Raw genomic sequence first — 16,463 nt, forward strand, 5'->3', positions numbered from 1 at the left:
GAGATTGTATCCGAGTAGGACACAAAAACGAAGCCCCTGGTAGTTGCCGCTACCAGGGGCTTCTCCTTCTTTATGTACGGTGAAGTATCCGCTTCAGGCTAATTGTCACTGTCGTTTCTGCCTAATTATTTACAAATGTAGTAGCTGGCTACACCTGCCATAACAGAAACCAAGAAAGAAATTTTCTTGTTTTTACACGAGAATTGTAATAAAATGGAAGTGCTTATTTGGCTATTACAGTTATAAAAACAGGAATTATAGACTTTAATTTTATTTGTATTTCAGACATAGATAAAATAGAAAGGAGAAGCTCTTGAACATAAATGAAACATTAAAACACTACTTTGGTTACGACAGCCTGCGTCCAGGACAACAGGAACTGATAGAAGGAATTCTATAAAGAAAGGATGTCCTTGGTATTATGCCAACAGGTGCAGGAAAGTCTCTGTGTTATCAGGTTCCAGCACTGATGTTAGACGGGATTACGATAGTAGTTTCGCCGCTTATTTCCCTGATGACAGATCAGGTTAAGGCGTTAAATCAGGCCGGTGTTCATGCGGCATATATTAATAGTTCGCTTACGGAGAATCAGATACGGACTGCCCTTTTTTATGCGGCGCAGGGAAGATATAAGATTATTTATGTAGCTCCAGAGAGGCTGAATACGATGCGTTTTCTGGAGTTTGTATGCCAGGTGGATATTTCTATGGTGACGGTGGATGAGGCGCATTGTATTTCCCAGTGGGGACAGGATTTCCGTCCAAGTTATGTTGGAATTGCGGATTTTCTTGCACAGTTACCAAAGCGTCCGGTTGTAAGTGCATTTACTGCAACAGCAACGGAACGAGTAAAACAGGATATTATGGGAAGTCTGCGTTTGCAAAATCCAGTGACAGTTGTGACAGGATTTGACCGACCGAATCTGTTCTTTCGCGTAGTGACCCGAAAGGGTGGAAAAGAGACCGACAACAGTGTTCTTAATTATGTCAAAAAGCATGAAGACGAAAGTGGAATCATTTATTGTGCAACGAAAAAGAATGTAGACAAAATATATGAACTTTTGCAGCAGTATGGCATTGCGGCAGGGCATTATCATGCAGGATTATCTTTAGAGGAACGAAAGAAAAATCAGGACGATTTTACCTATGACCGGATTCGTGTTATGGTAGCGACAAATGCATTTGGAATGGGTATTGATAAATCAAATGTCCGATATGTGCTGCATTATAACATGCCACAAAGCCTTGAATACTATTATCAGGAAGCGGGGCGTGCCGGACGTGACGGGGAAGAAGCAGAGTGTGTATTATTCTTTTCCAAGCAGGATATTATGATAAATAAGAGGCTTTTAGAATATAAGAGTACAGAAAGTATAGAGAGTGACCCGCAGGTACGGAGAAACGATTATCAAAAGTTAAATCGGATGATTGATTACTGCGAAACACAACAGTGCCTGCGCCAGTTTATTTTGTCGTATTTTGGGGATAACAGTCCATGTACTTGCGATAAGTGCAGCAACTGTGTGGTTGTAGAAGATGAGGCAGAGGAGAATTACATCCAGACCAAAAAGGAAAAGAAAAAAGCGTTTCGGCTTGCCAATCTGACTCCGAAAGGGCAGGAATTGTTCGAGCAGCTTCGTAAGTGCAGGACAGAACTTGCTGCAGAAAAAGGAGTTCCACCATATATAATCTGTTCCGATAAGACATTAACAGATATGTGTGCAAAATGTCCTGTAGACAATGAAGATATGGAAACAGTGTACGGAATGGGTGTGCAGAAAATTCAAAGTTATGGGGAACATTTTACCAAAATCATTATAGACTTTTTAGAAGAACAGAGTGCAGCCGGTGGAGCAGATGCAGAAACTCTGCAATTAACAACAGAGTTAAAACCAGAACAAATAGAGGAAACAACAGGAATAACAGTAGAAACTCCTCCTGCAAGAAAAAAGAAACTGCCATTTTATATCGCACCGGGAAAATTAGACGAAGTGGAACTGACCGATACCTGTATGATTTCAGAACTCACAAACCGGATTAACGAACTTTGTGACGAAGAAGACCAGAAAAACCGCAAAAAACTAACAGCAGCATTTGTCAATACCTTACTGATACAAAAAGGATATATTGAAGAAGCCACAGAAGGCGAAGAAAAAGTAAAACATGTAACAGAAAAAGGAAAAAAAGCCGGAATCAAGGAAGAAGAACGACAAGGTAAGTATGGAAGAAAGTATTACGCATTAATTCATACGAGGGAGAGTCAGGAGATGATTTTGGGAGAACTTCGAGACTATTTGTCCAATTTGCAGGGAGAATAAGACGGACGCCGCTGCCGAAGAGTCAGTATCCTTAATTCATTTTTTATTAAGTGTCTGTTTTTGAGACCTGTCCCATTACTAAAATTTAAGTGTTAATTTTTAGTATCTCATCTCTTGAACAGCGTCTCCCTTGCCTGCGGCAACTCAGAATATTCCACCATACTTGTAATATTCCACACATAAAATAATGATATTTGAATATAATTTGATAAAAAAAGCACTATTAGCAAAAACTTTCTGCTGCTAATGGTGTTTTTTTGTCTTCTTTTTACGAAAACTATCTTTAGTGAAAAAGAGATTCATGGTATAATCGAACGAGGCAGAATGAGGCGGTATAGGAAGTCTTGTTCTGAAGGTTACGAAAAGTATAAAAAATAAGTAAATATAATCTCATTTTTTAAATAAGGAGGAGAAAGTGTTGAACACAGTAAAATCAGAAGAGCTATATAAAATTGCACTTGATTTGATGCCAGGTGGTGTAAACTCACCGGTCAGAGCATTTGGTGCAGTAGGAAGGAATCCTTTATTTATTGACCACGCAAAGGGTTCCTATGTTTATGATGTAGATGGAAATAAGTTTATTGATTATGTTTGTTCCTGGGGACCTGGAATTCTTGGACATTCTCATCCGGAAGTACTTGAAGAAGTAGTAAAAGCCTGCTTTGACGGTCTGACTTTTGGGGCACCGACAGGTAAGGAGAATCAGCTTGCACAGCTTGTGCAGGAATGTGTGCCATCCATGGAAATGATGCGTATGGTAAGTTCCGGAACAGAGGCTACGATGAGTGCGATTCGTGCTGCCAGAGGATTTACCGGAAGAGATAAGATCATTAAGTTTAAGGGATGTTATCATGGACATTCCGATGGATTATTAGTGCAGGCTGGTTCTGCAGCATTAACACAGTCTGTACCGGACAGCAGTGGAGTTCCTGCTTCTTTTGCAGAGCAGACTTTAGTTGCTCTTTATAATGATAAAGATTCTGTCAGAGAGTTATTCGAGAACAATAAAGATCAGATCGCAGCACTTATCGTGGAGCCGGTTGCAGCGAATATGGGCGTTGTTATTCCAGATGATGATTTTCTTCCTTTCCTTCGTGAGATTACAGAGGAGAATGGAACAATTCTTATATTTGATGAAGTTATCACCGGATTCCGTCTTGGTGTCGGTGGTGCTCAGGAATGGTTTGGTATTAAGCCGGATCTGTCTACTTTCGGAAAGATTGTTGGTGGTGGAATGCCAATGGCGATCTACGGAGGACGCAGAGATATCATGAAGAACATTTCCCCAACAGGAAAGGTTTATCAGGCAGGTACGTTATCCGGTAATCCGATTGCGACAACAGCCGGAATTAAGACATTAGAGATTTTAAGAGATCATCCGGAACTTTATACAAAGATTGAGGCAAATACAAAGAAGCTTGCCGAAGCTTATAAGGTAAGAGCAGAGAAACAGGGTATTGCTATTCATGTAAATCAGATTGGTTCCCTTATGAGCGCTTTCTTTACAGGAGAGAATGTGAAGGATTATGCGGGAGCAACTTCTTCTGATACGAAGGCTTATGCAGATTACTTTAACTATATGTTAGAAAATGGTATCTATGTAGCCCCATCACAGTTTGAGGCAATGTTTATTTCTGCTGCACATAGTGATGAGGATATTCAGAGAACAATTGATGTGCTTACGAAGTAAGAGAAGTATTCAATAAAAGAGTTATAAATAAGCACTTTGTATTGGAAACAGAGTCAGATTATAAATAAGCACACATAGTCATAAAGACAAATATAATAAATGAGACAGAAAGTCAAAGGAGAAAATAATGGTACATTTTATTGGAGCAGGCCCTGGAGACCCGGAATTACTTACAATTAAAGGAAAGAAGCTGATTGATCAGGCAGATGTAATTATCTATGCCGGTTCTCTGGTAAATAAAGAAGTGCTTGCCGGAGCAAAAGAGGGTGCAGAGATTTATAACAGTGCAACAATGACTTTGGAAGAAGTTATTGAAGTAATGAAAAAGGCAGAGGCAGAAGGAAAGATGACAGCTCGTGTTCATACGGGAGATCCTGCTGTTTTTGGTGCGCACAGAGAGCAGATGGATGAACTTTCCCGTCTTGGAATCGACTATGATGTTATTCCGGGGGTTAGTTCCTTCCTTGCAACTGCAGCAGCATTGAAGAAAGAATATACCTTACCGGGAGTATCTCAGACAGTCATTCTTACAAGAATGGAAGGAAGAACTCCAATGCCGCCAAAGGAAAAGTTAAGAGATCTGGCAAAACATAATTCTACGATGATTATTTTCCTCAGTGTAGGAATGATTGAGCAGCTTGCAGATACTCTGAAAGAAGAGTACAGGGAGGATACGCCGGTTGCTGTTGTATACAAAGCTTCCTGGGAAGACCAGAAGATTGTGATCGGTAATCTGACAAATGTCGCACAGAAAGTAAAAGAGGCAGGCATCACAAAGACAGCGCTTACCGTTGTAGGTGATTTCCTTGGAGATGAGTACGAACTTTCCAAACTTTACGATAAGACATTTACACACGAATTCAGACAGGCAAAAGAGTAAGCCGCATGATTTTGCTGGAGGCAGAAAGTAAAAAATGGGTATACAGATAATTAGTATCAGTCATAAAATAGCCCCTCTTCATGTAAGAGAAATGTTTGCATTTACCGAGGAGCAGCAAAAACATATGATGCAGAAGATAACAGAACATCTTGAAGTTTCGGAATGTATCGTGTTATCTACATGCAACCGGACAGAAATGTATGTGTATTCTGATTCGGAAAGCAAGGGATGTGTATTTAATCTGATGGAGGATACTCTGCTTGGAGAAGCGGGTGCACAGGAGGAAGAAGATATTGGAAATTATCTTTTGTTCTATCATGGAGAAAAGGCAATCCATCATCTTTTTCAGGTGACTGCAGGTCTTGATTCAATGGTAATTGGGGAAGACCAGATTCTTGGTCAGGTAAAGACAGCACATAAGCAGGCAAGAGAAGCCGGAACAACGGGAGTGTATCTGAATACATTTTTCCGTATGGCGGTTACAGGAGCTAAGAAAGTAAAGACAGAAACAGAACTTTCAAAGACTTCTGTATCGACAGCGACACTTGCGCTTAAAGTGGCAGAGGAAGAGCTTGGCACATTAAAAGATAAGAAGGTTCTCATTATCGGTGCGACAGGTAAAATCGGAGGAATCGTGCTGATGAATCTGGAATCGCTTCATCAGGCAGATATTTATGTTACGACAAGAAAGAATAAGCTGATTAATACAAAGCATGGAAATGATGATTTTACAACGATTGATTATGAGGACAGATATAACTATTTAGATCAGATGGATGTTGTGATCAGTGCGACATCCAGTCCACATTATACACTGACATACAGCAAGATGAAGAAGCAGTTAGTGACAGCGAAAAGAAGAGTGTTTGTCGATCTGGCTGTGCCAATGGATATCGAAGCGAAGATCAGTGCGGTGGATGACACCTGCTACTATAATATTGATGATTTCACAAGAATCGCAAAGGAGAATAATCAGAAGAAGCTAAGAGAAGCAGAAGCCGCATCAGGAATTCTTGATGAGTATGAGCTTCAGTTTGAGCAGTGGATGGTATTCCAGAAGTCACTGTCCGTCATGGGAAAGGTCAGAGACAATTTTGTAAAAGTAGCAGAGCATAAAGGCGTGGAAAAGGCATTTGATCATTTCTTTTACTGGGTACGTGAGAATAATACTCCGGAAGATTTAGAAACCTTTTTCCATTGCTTAAATCATTAAAAACAGACAAGTATATTAGCAGATCAGTATACGAAAATACTGGTTTTAGCAGGAGGAAATGATGGGTAAGTTATATGCAGTTGGGTTTGGTCCTGGTGGATACGAACATATGACAGCAAAAGCGATTGATGTAATTAAAAATGCAGATGTGATTACAGGATATACTACATATGTAGAGATGCTGAAAAAGTTTTTCCCGGATAAGGAATATGTAGCAACTCCGATGACAAAGGAGATGGATCGCTGCCGTATGGCAGTTGATCTTGCTGCAGAAGGGAAAACGGTAGCAATGGTAAGTTCCGGAGACAGTGGAATTTATGGAATGGCAGGAATTCTTTTAGAAATTGCAAATGAAAAGAAAGCGGATGTAGAAATAGAAACAGTTCCGGGTGTGACAGCGGCAAGTGCGGCAGCCTCCGTTCTTGGTGCTCCACTGATGCATGACTTTACAATCATCAGTTTGAGTGATCTGATGACACCATATTCTCTTATTATGAAGAGAGTGGATTGTGCAGGACAGGGTGATTTCATTGTATGTCTCTATAATCCAAAGAGTAAAAAGAGAGCAGACTATGTGGAAAAGGCAGCCGAGATTCTTATGAAATATCGTGATGGAAAGACTCCTGTCGGCATTGTCCGCCATGCAGGAAGAGAAGAAGAATCTTCTTATATTACAACATTAGATGCGGTAAAAGATGCACCGATCGATATGTTTAGTATCGTTATTGTCGGAAATTCCAATACATATGTACGCGATGGAAAGATGATTACACCAAGAGGATATGAAGATAAATACGGATTCGCGAACGTAGAATAGGTGGAGGAACAAGATGAAAAATATCATCAAAATCGGAACAAGAAAGAGCAAACTGGCTCTGATACAGACCGATATTGTAAAAGATAAAATAAAACAGGCATTTCCTGAACTTGAAGTGGAAATCGTAAAGATTGATACGAAGGGAGACCAGATTCTTGATAAGTCTCTTACATCTTTTGGCGGTAAAGGGGTATTTACTGCGGAACTTGAAGCAGAACTTCTTTCCGGAGAAATCGATATTGCAGTTCACAGTGCGAAGGATATGCCGATGGATTTCCCGGAAGGTTTAGGAATTGGCGCTGTTCTTGACAGAGCGGATGTCAGAGATACGTTTGTAACGACAACCGGTAAAACTTTAGAAGAATTAGAGCCGGGAAGTATTGTTGGAACAAGTTCTTTACGAAGAGAATTATTAATTAAAGAAATCAATCCATATGTAACGATCAAGCTTCTTCGTGGGAATGTACAGACACGTTTAAGTAAGCTTCGTGACGGGCAGTATGACGGAATTATTCTTGCGGCAGCTGGTATCGAAAGACTTGGATATGAAAAAGAAGAAGGATTGCATTACCAGTATCTTGACCCGGATGTATTTCTTCCGGCAGCAGGTCAGGGAATCCTCGCAGTAGAGAGTCGTACAGAAGATGCCGAGATGGAAGAAATCCTTGCAGCGATCCACAGCGAGAAAGCAGAATGTCTTCTCATGGCAGAGAGAGCTTTCTTAAAGACAATCGGCGGAAGCTGTAATGCACCGGCTGCTGCACTTTGTCGTGAGGAAAATGGCGAATTTTCCATGCGTGCTATGTATGTGAAAGATGGAATTCATAGTAGAAAAACATATATGACGGTAAATATTAAAGATGCTTTAGCGGAAAAAGAGGCAGACAGCAAGCCAATAGCTGGGGCGACAGCAGCAGTAACAGTTTCCGTAGAAGAAACTGCAGCAAGAAAAAGCAAAGTAGAAATAGCAACAGAATTGGGTATCAGCGTTGCCCACGAAGTAAACAAAGGCATGGTATATCTGGTTGGTGCAGGTCCTGGTGATGAAGATCTGATGACAAGAAAAGGACTTAAGCTTTTAAGAGAGGCAGATGTTGTTGTTTATGATAATCTTGCATCCAGTTCTCTTTTAAATGAAGTGAGAGATGATGCAGAACTTATTTATGCCGGAAAGCGTTCTTCCAATCACCATTTAAAACAGTATGAGACAAATGAACTTTTAGTAAAGCTTGCTTTAGAAGGCAAGAATGTTGTCCGCTTAAAGGGTGGTGACCCATATATCTTTGGACGAGGCGGTGAGGAAGGTCAGGAACTTAGAGAAGCCGGAGTTGATTTTGAAATCGTACCAGGAATTTCTTCTTCCTATTCTGTTCCTGCATACTGCGGTATACCGGTAACGCATCGTGATTTTGCTTCTTCTTTCCATGTGATTACAGGACATGAAGGAAATCATAAAAATGGTGTGAGTGTACTGAATTATGAAACACTTGCCAAAGAGGAAGGTACGTTGATTTTCCTTATGGGACTTAAAAATCTTCCAAATATCGTAGCTTCTCTTATGGAGAATGGAAAAGATCCTGCAACACCGGTTGGTGTACTTCAGGAAGGAACAACGGCAAGACAGCGTGTTGCGACAGGAACACTTGCGGATATTGTAGAGGTTGTAGAGCGCGAGGGAATTAAGACTCCTGCGATTACGGTTGTTGGTGATGTCGTAAGTTTACGTCAGGTACTTGACTGGTATGGGCATAAACCATTATCAGGTAAGAGCGTCCTTGTAACAGGAACCACTTCCATGGTAGACCGACTTTCTCCGATTTTGAAAGAAGAAGGAGCAGAAGCAATCTCCTTTAGTTTGATTCGTACCGAAAGGATGAGACTTCCTGAGCTGGATCTTGCATTGAAAGAAATAGATAAGTATAAATGGATTGTATTTACCAGTGCCAATGGTGTGGAATGTTTCTTTGAAGAAATGCAGGAAATCCGAAAAGATATTAGAGATTTAGCGCATATTCGCTTTGCTGTTATTGGAGACGGAACGAAAAAAGCATTGGAAGACCATGGAATTTTCTGTGATTTTATTCCGACAGCATATTCTTCAAAAGATATGGCAGAGGCGATGGTTCCTCATATCGGAAAAGATGAACGTGTTCTTCTCCTTCGTGCAGAGGAAGCAAACAGAGTACTTCCAGATGCATTAAAAGAAGCAGGAATTCCTCATACCTGTATTTCCCTTTACCATACAGTAAATGATGAGAGAAAGGCAGAGGAGCTGAACCGTCTGATCAAAATGGTTGATTACGTGACATTTGCAAGCTCAAGTGCTGTTCGTGCCTTTGTATCTATGGTAGATAACCTTGATGATGTAAAAGGCAAATATATCAGTATTGGTCCGGTTACAACAAAGACAGCGGAGGAGAATGGTCTCTCCATCGAGAGAACCGCTGTTGTATACACTGCCAGAGGTATGGTGGAAACAATGATTCAGGATGTAGCGGAAGAAGGTCGAAAATAAATGAAGACACAAATAAAGCGTTTCTTGTTAACTCTTGGTTTTATGACAAGAATCCCTGTTAATGTAGATCTTGGAGAAGTAAAAGATGAAGATATGCATAAAGGATTTCTATATTATCCGGTTGTTGGTCTGATTCTTGGACTTTGTGATATGGCAGTATTTTTGCTCGTCAGCCTTATTTTGCCGGAAGTATTCGGAATACTTTTTGCGATGCTGGCAAATCTTTGCCTGACAGGTGCATTTCATTTAGATGGTCTTTCGGATACTGCCGATGGAATTTATTCGGCAAGAACGAGAGAAAGGATGCTTGAAATTATGAAAGACAGCCGTATCGGAACAAACGGTGCGGTGGCGATGTGTTTTGATCTGGCACTGAAATTTGCCGGCATCTATTACAGTGACATCCGCTGGCTGATGATTCTTCTTATGCCGATTGCCGGTAAGATGGTACAGGGAGCAATCGTATATAAAGCTATTTACCCACGTGAAAAAGGGATCGGTATTTATGTAGGAACCGTTAGTCTGGGAACCGTAATCGGAACGGTGATTTTAGGACTGATAGCAATGGTACTGGCATTTTCATACTGGGGAATTCTCATCTTTGCTATCCTTTTTGGATTTGCTTATCTTTTCCGGGTGTATATCACAGGAAAGATTGGTGGAATTACCGGAGATGTTATGGGAGCCGGGAGTGAACTTGCGGAAGTATTATTACTTCTCGTAGTGATAACGCTTACAAAGTATACAGGAATGGTACCGTTATCCTTGTTTGTTTTTTAAAATATAAATGCAGAGAGATATCAGCAGAAGGGGAGATGATTATGACTCTGGAGGAAGCGATTAAAAAGATTCAACCTTTAGATGAAGAGGCGATGGAATATACACGAGCAAGATGGAATACACTTGGAAAGCCTCTTCACAGTCTGGGAAGGCTCGAAGAAATGGTGACACAGTTTGCCGGAATTTACCGGGATAAGAAACCGCATTTAGGGAAAAAAGCAGTTATTGTTATGGCGGCTGATAATGGTGTTGTAGCAGAGGGAGTTACCCAGACAGGACAGGAAGTAACAAAAACAGTAACAGAAAATATGACAAAGCATAATGCGACAATCTGTATTATGTCTTCCATGAGTGGAGCAGATGTGTATCCTGTTGATATCGGAATTGCAACTGATTGTGATAATCCGGGAGTCCTTTCAAGAAAGATTAAATACGGAACCGACAACATGGCAAAAGGACCGGCAATGTCAAGAGAGGAAGCAATCAAAGCAATCGAAGTTGGCATTGATACAGTAGCTGAGTTAAAAGAAAAAGGATATAATGTGTTTGCTACCGGAGAAATGGGAATCGGTAATACAACAACAAGTAGTGCCGTCTGTTCTGTTTTATTAGATCAGAGTGTAGAAAAAGTAACCGGAAAAGGTGCCGGTCTTACGAATAAAGATTTAGAACATAAAATAGAAGTGATCAAGCAGAGTATCGCTTTAAATCAGGTGGATGCGAATGATCCGCTTGATGTTCTTTCTAAAGTAGGTGGTCTTGACATTGCTGGTATGGTTGGCTGTTATATCGGTGGAGCGGCATTACAAGTGCCGGTATTCATCGATGGATTTATTTCTTCCGTAGCAGCTCTGATCGCTATTCGTTTGGTACCGGAATGTGCACCATATCTTTTCCCATCCCACTGTTCGAATGAGCCAGCCGGACATTTAATCCTTGATGCGATTGGCAAAGAACCATATATACTTGCCAATATGTGTCTTGGAGAGGGAACCGGAGCGGTTATGGGATTTACGATCGCAGATTATGCATTTAAAGCGTACTGGGAATTACCTAGCTTTGAACAGACAAACTTTGGTACTTATGAAGAATTGAATTAAACTGCAGGAGGACATTATGTTAGATAAGATTCAAATCGTAAAACCTGCTGAAATCGAAAAAAGAAGCATGGAAATCATCACAAGTGAATTAAATGGGAGAACCTGGCCGGAGCCGGAGTTTTCCATTGTAAAAAGATGTATCCATACTTCGGCAGATTTTGATTATGCAGATAATTTATGTTTTTCTGAAAATGCTGCGAATATCGGTGTAGAAGCTTTAAAAAATGGAGCACATATCGTAACTGATACAAGAATGGCATGGTCAGGAATCAATAAAAAGAAGCTGGCATCTTTTGGTGGAGAAGCACACTGCTTTATGTCCGATGAAGATGTAGCAAAAGAGGCAAAAGAGCGTGGATGTACAAGAGCTGCAATCTGTATGGAAAGAGGAGCCGCTCTTGCAGAAAAAGAAAACGTTATTTTTGCTATTGGAAATGCACCAACGGCATTGATCCGCTTATACGAACTCATTAAAGAAGGCAAATTAAACCCTGCACTGATTATTGGTGCTCCGGTTGGTTTTGTAAATGTAGTAGAATCCAAAGAACTGATCATGGAGGCCGGAGTACCGTTTATCGTTCCAAAAGGACGAAAGGGCGGAAGTAATATTGCGGCAACCATCTGTAATGCAATGCTATATCAGTTATAAAACTGTGTTGGAATTAAATTTATGAAAGAATTAAGGGAAGGAGTTTCCACCGGCTCTTGTATGACAGGTGGCGCGGAGGCTTCGGTTATCTGGCAGACAACCGGTAAATGTCCTTCTGTGGTGAAAGTAGAAACGCCGATTGGAAAAACGCTTTATCTGGATATTATCCCAAAAGAATTTGGAGTCTGTGGTGTGGTAAAAGATGCTGGAGACGATCCGGATGTAACAAACGGAAGCGAGATTATTACAAAGGTGGAGCTTTTTGAGGAAGAGGGAGATATTTCCTTTTTTGGTGGAGACGGAGTCGGAACCATTACACAGGAAGGATTAAAAATTCCTCCCGGACAGCCGGCAATCAACCCGGTTCCACGTCAGATGGCAGAAAAAGCGATCCGCAAAATTATCGGCAATAAAAAGGCAAATATAACCGTAAGTATTCCTGGTGGAGAAGAACTTGCCAAAAAGACATTTAACCCGCGGCTTGGCATTGTAAATGGTCTTTCAGTTCTTGGAACGACGGGAATCGTCCGGCCGATGAGCGAAGAGGCAATGAAAGATTCTCTGATCGCAGAGCTTGATATGTATGCGAAGCAGGGACATAAATCGATCCTTTTTGTACTTGGAGGAACCGGAGAGACGGTGTTAAAAGAGCAGTACGGCGAATTTCAGTGTATTTTACAGGTAAGTAATTATATCGGCTTTATGATAGAAGAAGCGGTCGAGAGAGGATTTACTGATATTTTGATTGGTGGGTTTGTCGGAAAGCTTGTAAAAGTAGCATCCGGGACAATGAATACACATAGTCATGTAGCAGATGGCCGTATCGAAACGATCTGTACACACGCAGCTCTTCATGGCGCCCCTCTTTTAGTCATACAAAAGCTGTATTCCTGCCTTACAACGAAGGCGGCAATGAAGATTGTGGAAGAAGAGGGACTTATGGATATCTGGTCGGATATGGCACAAAAAGCATCCGAGTATTGTGAGAAGACCGCTCATAAGATGGCTAGAGTGGGAATTATTTTCCTGGATGGACAAAATGAAGTTCTGGCAGCTAGTAAAAATGTAGAAGAAGTACTCTCTGCCTGTAAAAAATAGTGATGCAAAGCGGCTTGAATTATAAAGGACAGTTGAACTATAAAGGGCAGAAAAATCAAAATAACTGCGGAGGGCAGAATGAGCAGATTAACAGTAGCCGGAATCGGACCGGGCGAAGCCGATTACATTTTACCGGCAGTAATTAAAAAAATGAAAAAAGCCCATACCGTAATTGCGGCAAAAAGAATCTTACCGGTTTTAAAAGAGCTGTGTCAGGATGTCAATAGTGAGGCAGATTCTGAAAATAATAAGCCGGTCTTTCTCGCGATGGGAAAGATTAAAGATACATTAGAGCAGATTGGAGAAATACTTTCTAAAGGACAGGATGTTGTGATGGCAGTTAGTGGTGATCCACTTATGTACAGTCTTTATCGTACCATTTGCAATGATCCAATCAGCGAAAGCTGGGAAGTGGATCTTATTCCGGGTGTTGGTTCGCTCCAAATGCTTGGAGCAGCATTTGGAGAAACGATGGAAGAGGCATTGATCATCAGTGTACATGGAAGAGCAAAAACAGCAGGTTCTATTGCCCTTGCGGTAGCGGAGAATCCCAAAGTATTTTTCCTTTGCAGTAAGGAACAAGGACCGGCATGGCTTTCACAGATTATGCTCGACTATCATATGGATCATGTTACCGTCTGTGCCGGCGCAAACCTTTCTTATGAAGACGAATTACTTGAGTCAGGCACACCTGAAGAGATGGTACAAAAAGAATTTCCATCTCTTTGCGTAGCCATGATTAAAAATCCAGAGCCACATCAGATTGTGCGTCCATGCTTTTTATCAGATGAAGATTTTGAGCGGGATAAAACGCCAATGACTAAAGAAGAAATTCGTGTACTTATTCTTCATAAAATGAAGCTGCACCCAGATGATGTTGTCTGGGATATCGGAGCCGGAACCGGATCGGTATCAATTGAATGTGCAAGACAAGTACCATTTGGAACGGTTCACAGTGTGGAACGGAATGAAACTGCAGTAAAGTTGATTTATAAAAATAAAGAAAAATTTTCAGCAGATAACTTGTTTATTTATGAAGGGGATGCAGCTAAGACAGCATGTACTTTACCGGAACCGGATAAAGTATTTATCGGTGGGAGTGGAAAAGAATTATCTCAGATATTAGAGATAATTGCAGCATTTCCCAAGAAGATAAAAGTAGTCATTTCTGCGGTAACGATTGAAACAATCGCAGAAGCGAATGAACTCTTAGGAAAATATGACACAGACTTTGATGTGATTCAGGCAACAGTAGGACGGGGACGTAAAATCGGCAGTTATCATATTATGGATACCAATAATCCGGTAATGATATTTACAGCACACATTTAAGATAAGAGGAGAAAAGAAAAATGGGGAAAAAAGCATTATTAGTAGTAAGCTTTGGAACAAGCTTTGAAGAAGCACTTCCGGCAATCGTTAACATTGAAGAAACCTGCAAAAAAGCATTTCCAGACTATGACTTTTATCGAGCATTTACTTCCGGAATGATTATCCGTAAATGGGCAAGAACAAAAAATGTCATTATCCATAATCCGGATGAAGTGATGAAACGACTGGTAGCAGAAGGTTACGAAGAAGTAATCTGTCAGCCAACACATATTATAAATGGACTGGAATATGACAAAATGATGAATATGCTTTTGGCATATAAAGATCAGATTCCAACAATTAAGGTTGGAACTCCCCTTCTTACCGAAGAGGAAGATTACAAAGAAGCCTGCGAGATTGTTATGCAGGAATTAGAAAAGCCATTAGCGAAAGACGAAGCTTTTGTATTCATGGGACATGGAACAGAACACTTTGCCAACAGCGCATACAGCCAGTTTGAAAACATGCTCAGAGACCTTGGACATGAAAGCACATATGTCGGAACCGTAGAAGGATTCCCAAGCCTTGATTATGTTATCCGTCGATTAAAAATAAGAGAGATTAAAAAAGTATATGTTATGCCCCTTATGATCGTAGCAGGCGATCATGCCCGAAATGACCTTGCTGGAGCCGAAGCCGACTCCTGGGACTCTATCTTAAAAGCAGATGGATTTGAAACAGAAGTCATCATGAAAGGCTTAGGGGAAATTGACGCAATAGCAGAAATGTTTGTAAAACACCTGAAGAAGGCGGAGTCTTTGTAAGACGATTTTGATACAGAAAAGAAGTTGACTTTATTCCGTTGTGCTAAACACTTCATTTTGCCCAGTAAAGCAGGAACTTCTCGAGAACGAGCTCGAAGTTCCTATGGTCAAAATTCCGTAGCACAAAGTCATAAAGTTCAATCTTCTTTTCGTTATCAAAATCTTCCCAAACATGCTCTAGCACCAGAAGGGAAGAGTAGACAATGATTAACTATACCCACCAATAGATTTACATAGGCAGGATTTTTGACGAAGAAAAAGAAAGTAGTTTGAGTTGGATTACCTGTAGTGAAATTTTCAAATGGATATAAAGGGAAGAGTAGACAATAATTAACTATACCCACCAATAGATTTACATAGACAGGATTTTTTATATATTTTAATAAATTATTTTGAGTGACTTTGTGCTGTGTAGTTTTGACTGTAGACTCGCGAGCTCGTTTTCGAGCGAGTCTGTACTATCAGGCAAAACGGAACGTTTAGCACAACGGAACTCAAAATAATTTATTAAAATATATAAAAAATCCGTCTATAAAGGAGGATTTATGAAAGGCAAATTATATGGTATCGGAGTTGGTCCTGGTGATCCGGAGCTTTTAACTCTGAAAGCAAAAAGATTAATTGAAGAATGTGACATCGTGGCAGTGCCGGTGAAAAAAGAAGGCGAGGATAGTGTCGCTTTAAATATCGCAAAAGGTGCGGTAGATATTCCTGAAGGAAAGATTCGGGAAATCGTTTTTACGATGGTAAAAGATAAGGCAAAGCGTGAAGCCTGCCGTCAGGCAGCAGCAGAAGAAATTATGGAACTTCTTGATGAAGGAAAGTCTATTGCGATGCTTGCGCTTGGCGATATTGGAATTTACAGTACCTATGCGTATGTGCATAAGCGCCTTTTAAAAGCTGGATACGACGTGGAGATGGTTTCCGGTATTCCTTCTTTTTGCGCAGGTGCGAGCAAGGCTGGCATTTCTATCGTGGAAGGAAATGAAGGCTTTGGTGTGATTCCGTCATTGAAGGGTATCGATCAGGTGGAGAAAACACTTGGCGTATTTGACAATCTGGTTATCATGAAGGTCGGAAGTCATGTAAAAGAAGTTTATGATCTGCTGGTGGAGAGAGGCATGGAGAATAATGCGATAATCATCAGTAATGTTGGAATGGAAGGCGAGTATGTCGGTCCACTGATTCCTGATCGTGCATACGGATATTTTACAACAATGATTATTAAGAGTGAGATGTAGCTCACTGTAGTTTGTATTTGAGAAATTG

The 16,463-nt window shown here is 40.7% G+C and carries 13 protein-coding genes; all 13 read left to right on the forward strand.

Annotated features, from left to right (window positions below):
• Positions 1–421: 421 nt before the first annotated feature.
• The 13 genes from EHLA_RS16955 (at position 422) to cobI (ending at position 16,435) form a co-directional block, all read left to right on the forward strand.
• Positions 422–2,317, forward strand: coding sequence for a RecQ family ATP-dependent DNA helicase (locus EHLA_RS16955; RefSeq protein ID WP_242970644.1), 1,896 nt, complete (start codon positions 422–424; stop codon positions 2,315–2,317).
• Positions 2,318–2,735: 418 nt separating this feature from the next.
• Complete coding sequence (gene hemL / locus EHLA_RS00990) at positions 2,736–4,007, forward strand: glutamate-1-semialdehyde 2,1-aminomutase (RefSeq protein WP_096238976.1); 1,272 nt, start codon at positions 2,736–2,738, stop codon at positions 4,005–4,007.
• A 127-nt stretch (positions 4,008–4,134) separates the two neighbouring features.
• Positions 4,135–4,887: a precorrin-4 C(11)-methyltransferase gene (cobM, locus tag EHLA_RS00995; protein WP_096238977.1), complete on the forward strand. Its 753-nt coding sequence runs from the start codon at positions 4,135–4,137 to the stop codon at positions 4,885–4,887.
• A 34-nt stretch (positions 4,888–4,921) separates the two neighbouring features.
• Complete coding sequence (gene hemA / locus EHLA_RS01000; RefSeq protein ID WP_021906227.1) at positions 4,922–6,100, forward strand: glutamyl-tRNA reductase; 1,179 nt, start codon at positions 4,922–4,924, stop codon at positions 6,098–6,100.
• 61 nt (positions 6,101–6,161) lie between these two features.
• Positions 6,162–6,917 carry a precorrin-3B C(17)-methyltransferase gene (gene cobJ, locus EHLA_RS01005; RefSeq protein ID WP_096238978.1) on the forward strand — a complete coding sequence of 252 codons (756 nt, stop codon included), beginning with the start codon at positions 6,162–6,164 and terminating at the stop codon, positions 6,915–6,917.
• 13 nt (positions 6,918–6,930) lie between these two features.
• The gene (gene hemC / locus EHLA_RS01010) at positions 6,931–9,432 is read left to right on the forward strand and encodes a hydroxymethylbilane synthase (RefSeq protein WP_096238979.1); all 2,502 of its coding nucleotides are present in this window, start codon (positions 6,931–6,933) and stop codon (positions 9,430–9,432) included.
• Positions 9,433–10,212, forward strand: a complete 780-nt coding sequence (gene cobS, locus EHLA_RS01015; RefSeq protein ID WP_021906224.1) for an adenosylcobinamide-GDP ribazoletransferase — start codon at positions 9,433–9,435, stop codon at positions 10,210–10,212.
• A 41-nt stretch (positions 10,213–10,253) separates the two neighbouring features.
• The gene (cobT, locus tag EHLA_RS01020; RefSeq protein WP_096238980.1) at positions 10,254–11,312 is read left to right on the forward strand and encodes a nicotinate-nucleotide--dimethylbenzimidazole phosphoribosyltransferase; all 1,059 of its coding nucleotides are present in this window, start codon (positions 10,254–10,256) and stop codon (positions 11,310–11,312) included.
• A 16-nt stretch (positions 11,313–11,328) separates the two neighbouring features.
• Positions 11,329–11,961, forward strand: a complete 633-nt coding sequence (locus EHLA_RS01025; protein WP_021906222.1) for a precorrin-8X methylmutase — start codon at positions 11,329–11,331, stop codon at positions 11,959–11,961.
• Between the two features lie 21 nt (positions 11,962–11,982).
• Positions 11,983–13,059, forward strand: coding sequence for a cobalt-precorrin-5B (C(1))-methyltransferase CbiD (cbiD, locus tag EHLA_RS01030; protein WP_096238981.1), 1,077 nt, complete (start codon positions 11,983–11,985; stop codon positions 13,057–13,059).
• A gap of 78 nt (positions 13,060–13,137) precedes the next feature.
• Positions 13,138–14,391 (forward strand): precorrin-6Y C5,15-methyltransferase (decarboxylating) subunit CbiT, encoded by a 1,254-nt coding sequence (gene cbiT / locus EHLA_RS01035; RefSeq protein ID WP_096238982.1) that lies wholly within the window; start codon positions 13,138–13,140, stop codon positions 14,389–14,391.
• Between the two features lie 20 nt (positions 14,392–14,411).
• Positions 14,412–15,194: a sirohydrochlorin cobaltochelatase gene (locus EHLA_RS01040; protein WP_096238983.1), complete on the forward strand. Its 783-nt coding sequence runs from the start codon at positions 14,412–14,414 to the stop codon at positions 15,192–15,194.
• Positions 15,195–15,739: 545 nt separating this feature from the next.
• Positions 15,740–16,435 (forward strand): precorrin-2 C(20)-methyltransferase, encoded by a 696-nt coding sequence (cobI, locus tag EHLA_RS01045; RefSeq protein ID WP_096238984.1) that lies wholly within the window; start codon positions 15,740–15,742, stop codon positions 16,433–16,435.
• Positions 16,436–16,463 lie beyond the last annotated feature (28 nt).

Source organism: Anaerobutyricum hallii (assembly GCF_900209925.1).
Lineage (GTDB): Bacteria > Bacillota > Clostridia > Lachnospirales > Lachnospiraceae > Anaerobutyricum > Anaerobutyricum soehngenii.

Bases quoted from the DNA above. Each gene is read 5' to 3' on its own strand.
- EHLA_RS16955 (WP_242970644.1), top strand. From the start codon at position 422: ATGCCAACAGGTGCAGGAAAGTCTCTGTGTTATCAGGTTCCAGCACTG.
- cobM (WP_096238977.1), top strand. From the start codon at position 4,135: ATGGTACATTTTATTGGAGCAGGCCCTGGAGACCCGGAATTACTTACA.
- hemA (WP_021906227.1), top strand. From the start codon at position 4,922: ATGGGTATACAGATAATTAGTATCAGTCATAAAATAGCCCCTCTTCAT.
- cobJ (WP_096238978.1), top strand. From the start codon at position 6,162: ATGGGTAAGTTATATGCAGTTGGGTTTGGTCCTGGTGGATACGAACAT.
- hemC (WP_096238979.1), top strand. From the start codon at position 6,931: ATGAAAAATATCATCAAAATCGGAACAAGAAAGAGCAAACTGGCTCTG.
- cobS (WP_021906224.1), top strand. From the start codon at position 9,433: ATGAAGACACAAATAAAGCGTTTCTTGTTAACTCTTGGTTTTATGACA.
- cobT (WP_096238980.1), top strand. From the start codon at position 10,254: ATGACTCTGGAGGAAGCGATTAAAAAGATTCAACCTTTAGATGAAGAG.
- EHLA_RS01025 (WP_021906222.1), top strand. From the start codon at position 11,329: ATGTTAGATAAGATTCAAATCGTAAAACCTGCTGAAATCGAAAAAAGA.
- cbiD (WP_096238981.1), top strand. From the start codon at position 11,983: ATGAAAGAATTAAGGGAAGGAGTTTCCACCGGCTCTTGTATGACAGGT.
- cbiT (WP_096238982.1), top strand. From the start codon at position 13,138: ATGAGCAGATTAACAGTAGCCGGAATCGGACCGGGCGAAGCCGATTAC.
- EHLA_RS01040 (WP_096238983.1), top strand. From the start codon at position 14,412: ATGGGGAAAAAAGCATTATTAGTAGTAAGCTTTGGAACAAGCTTTGAA.
- cobI (WP_096238984.1), top strand. From the start codon at position 15,740: ATGAAAGGCAAATTATATGGTATCGGAGTTGGTCCTGGTGATCCGGAG.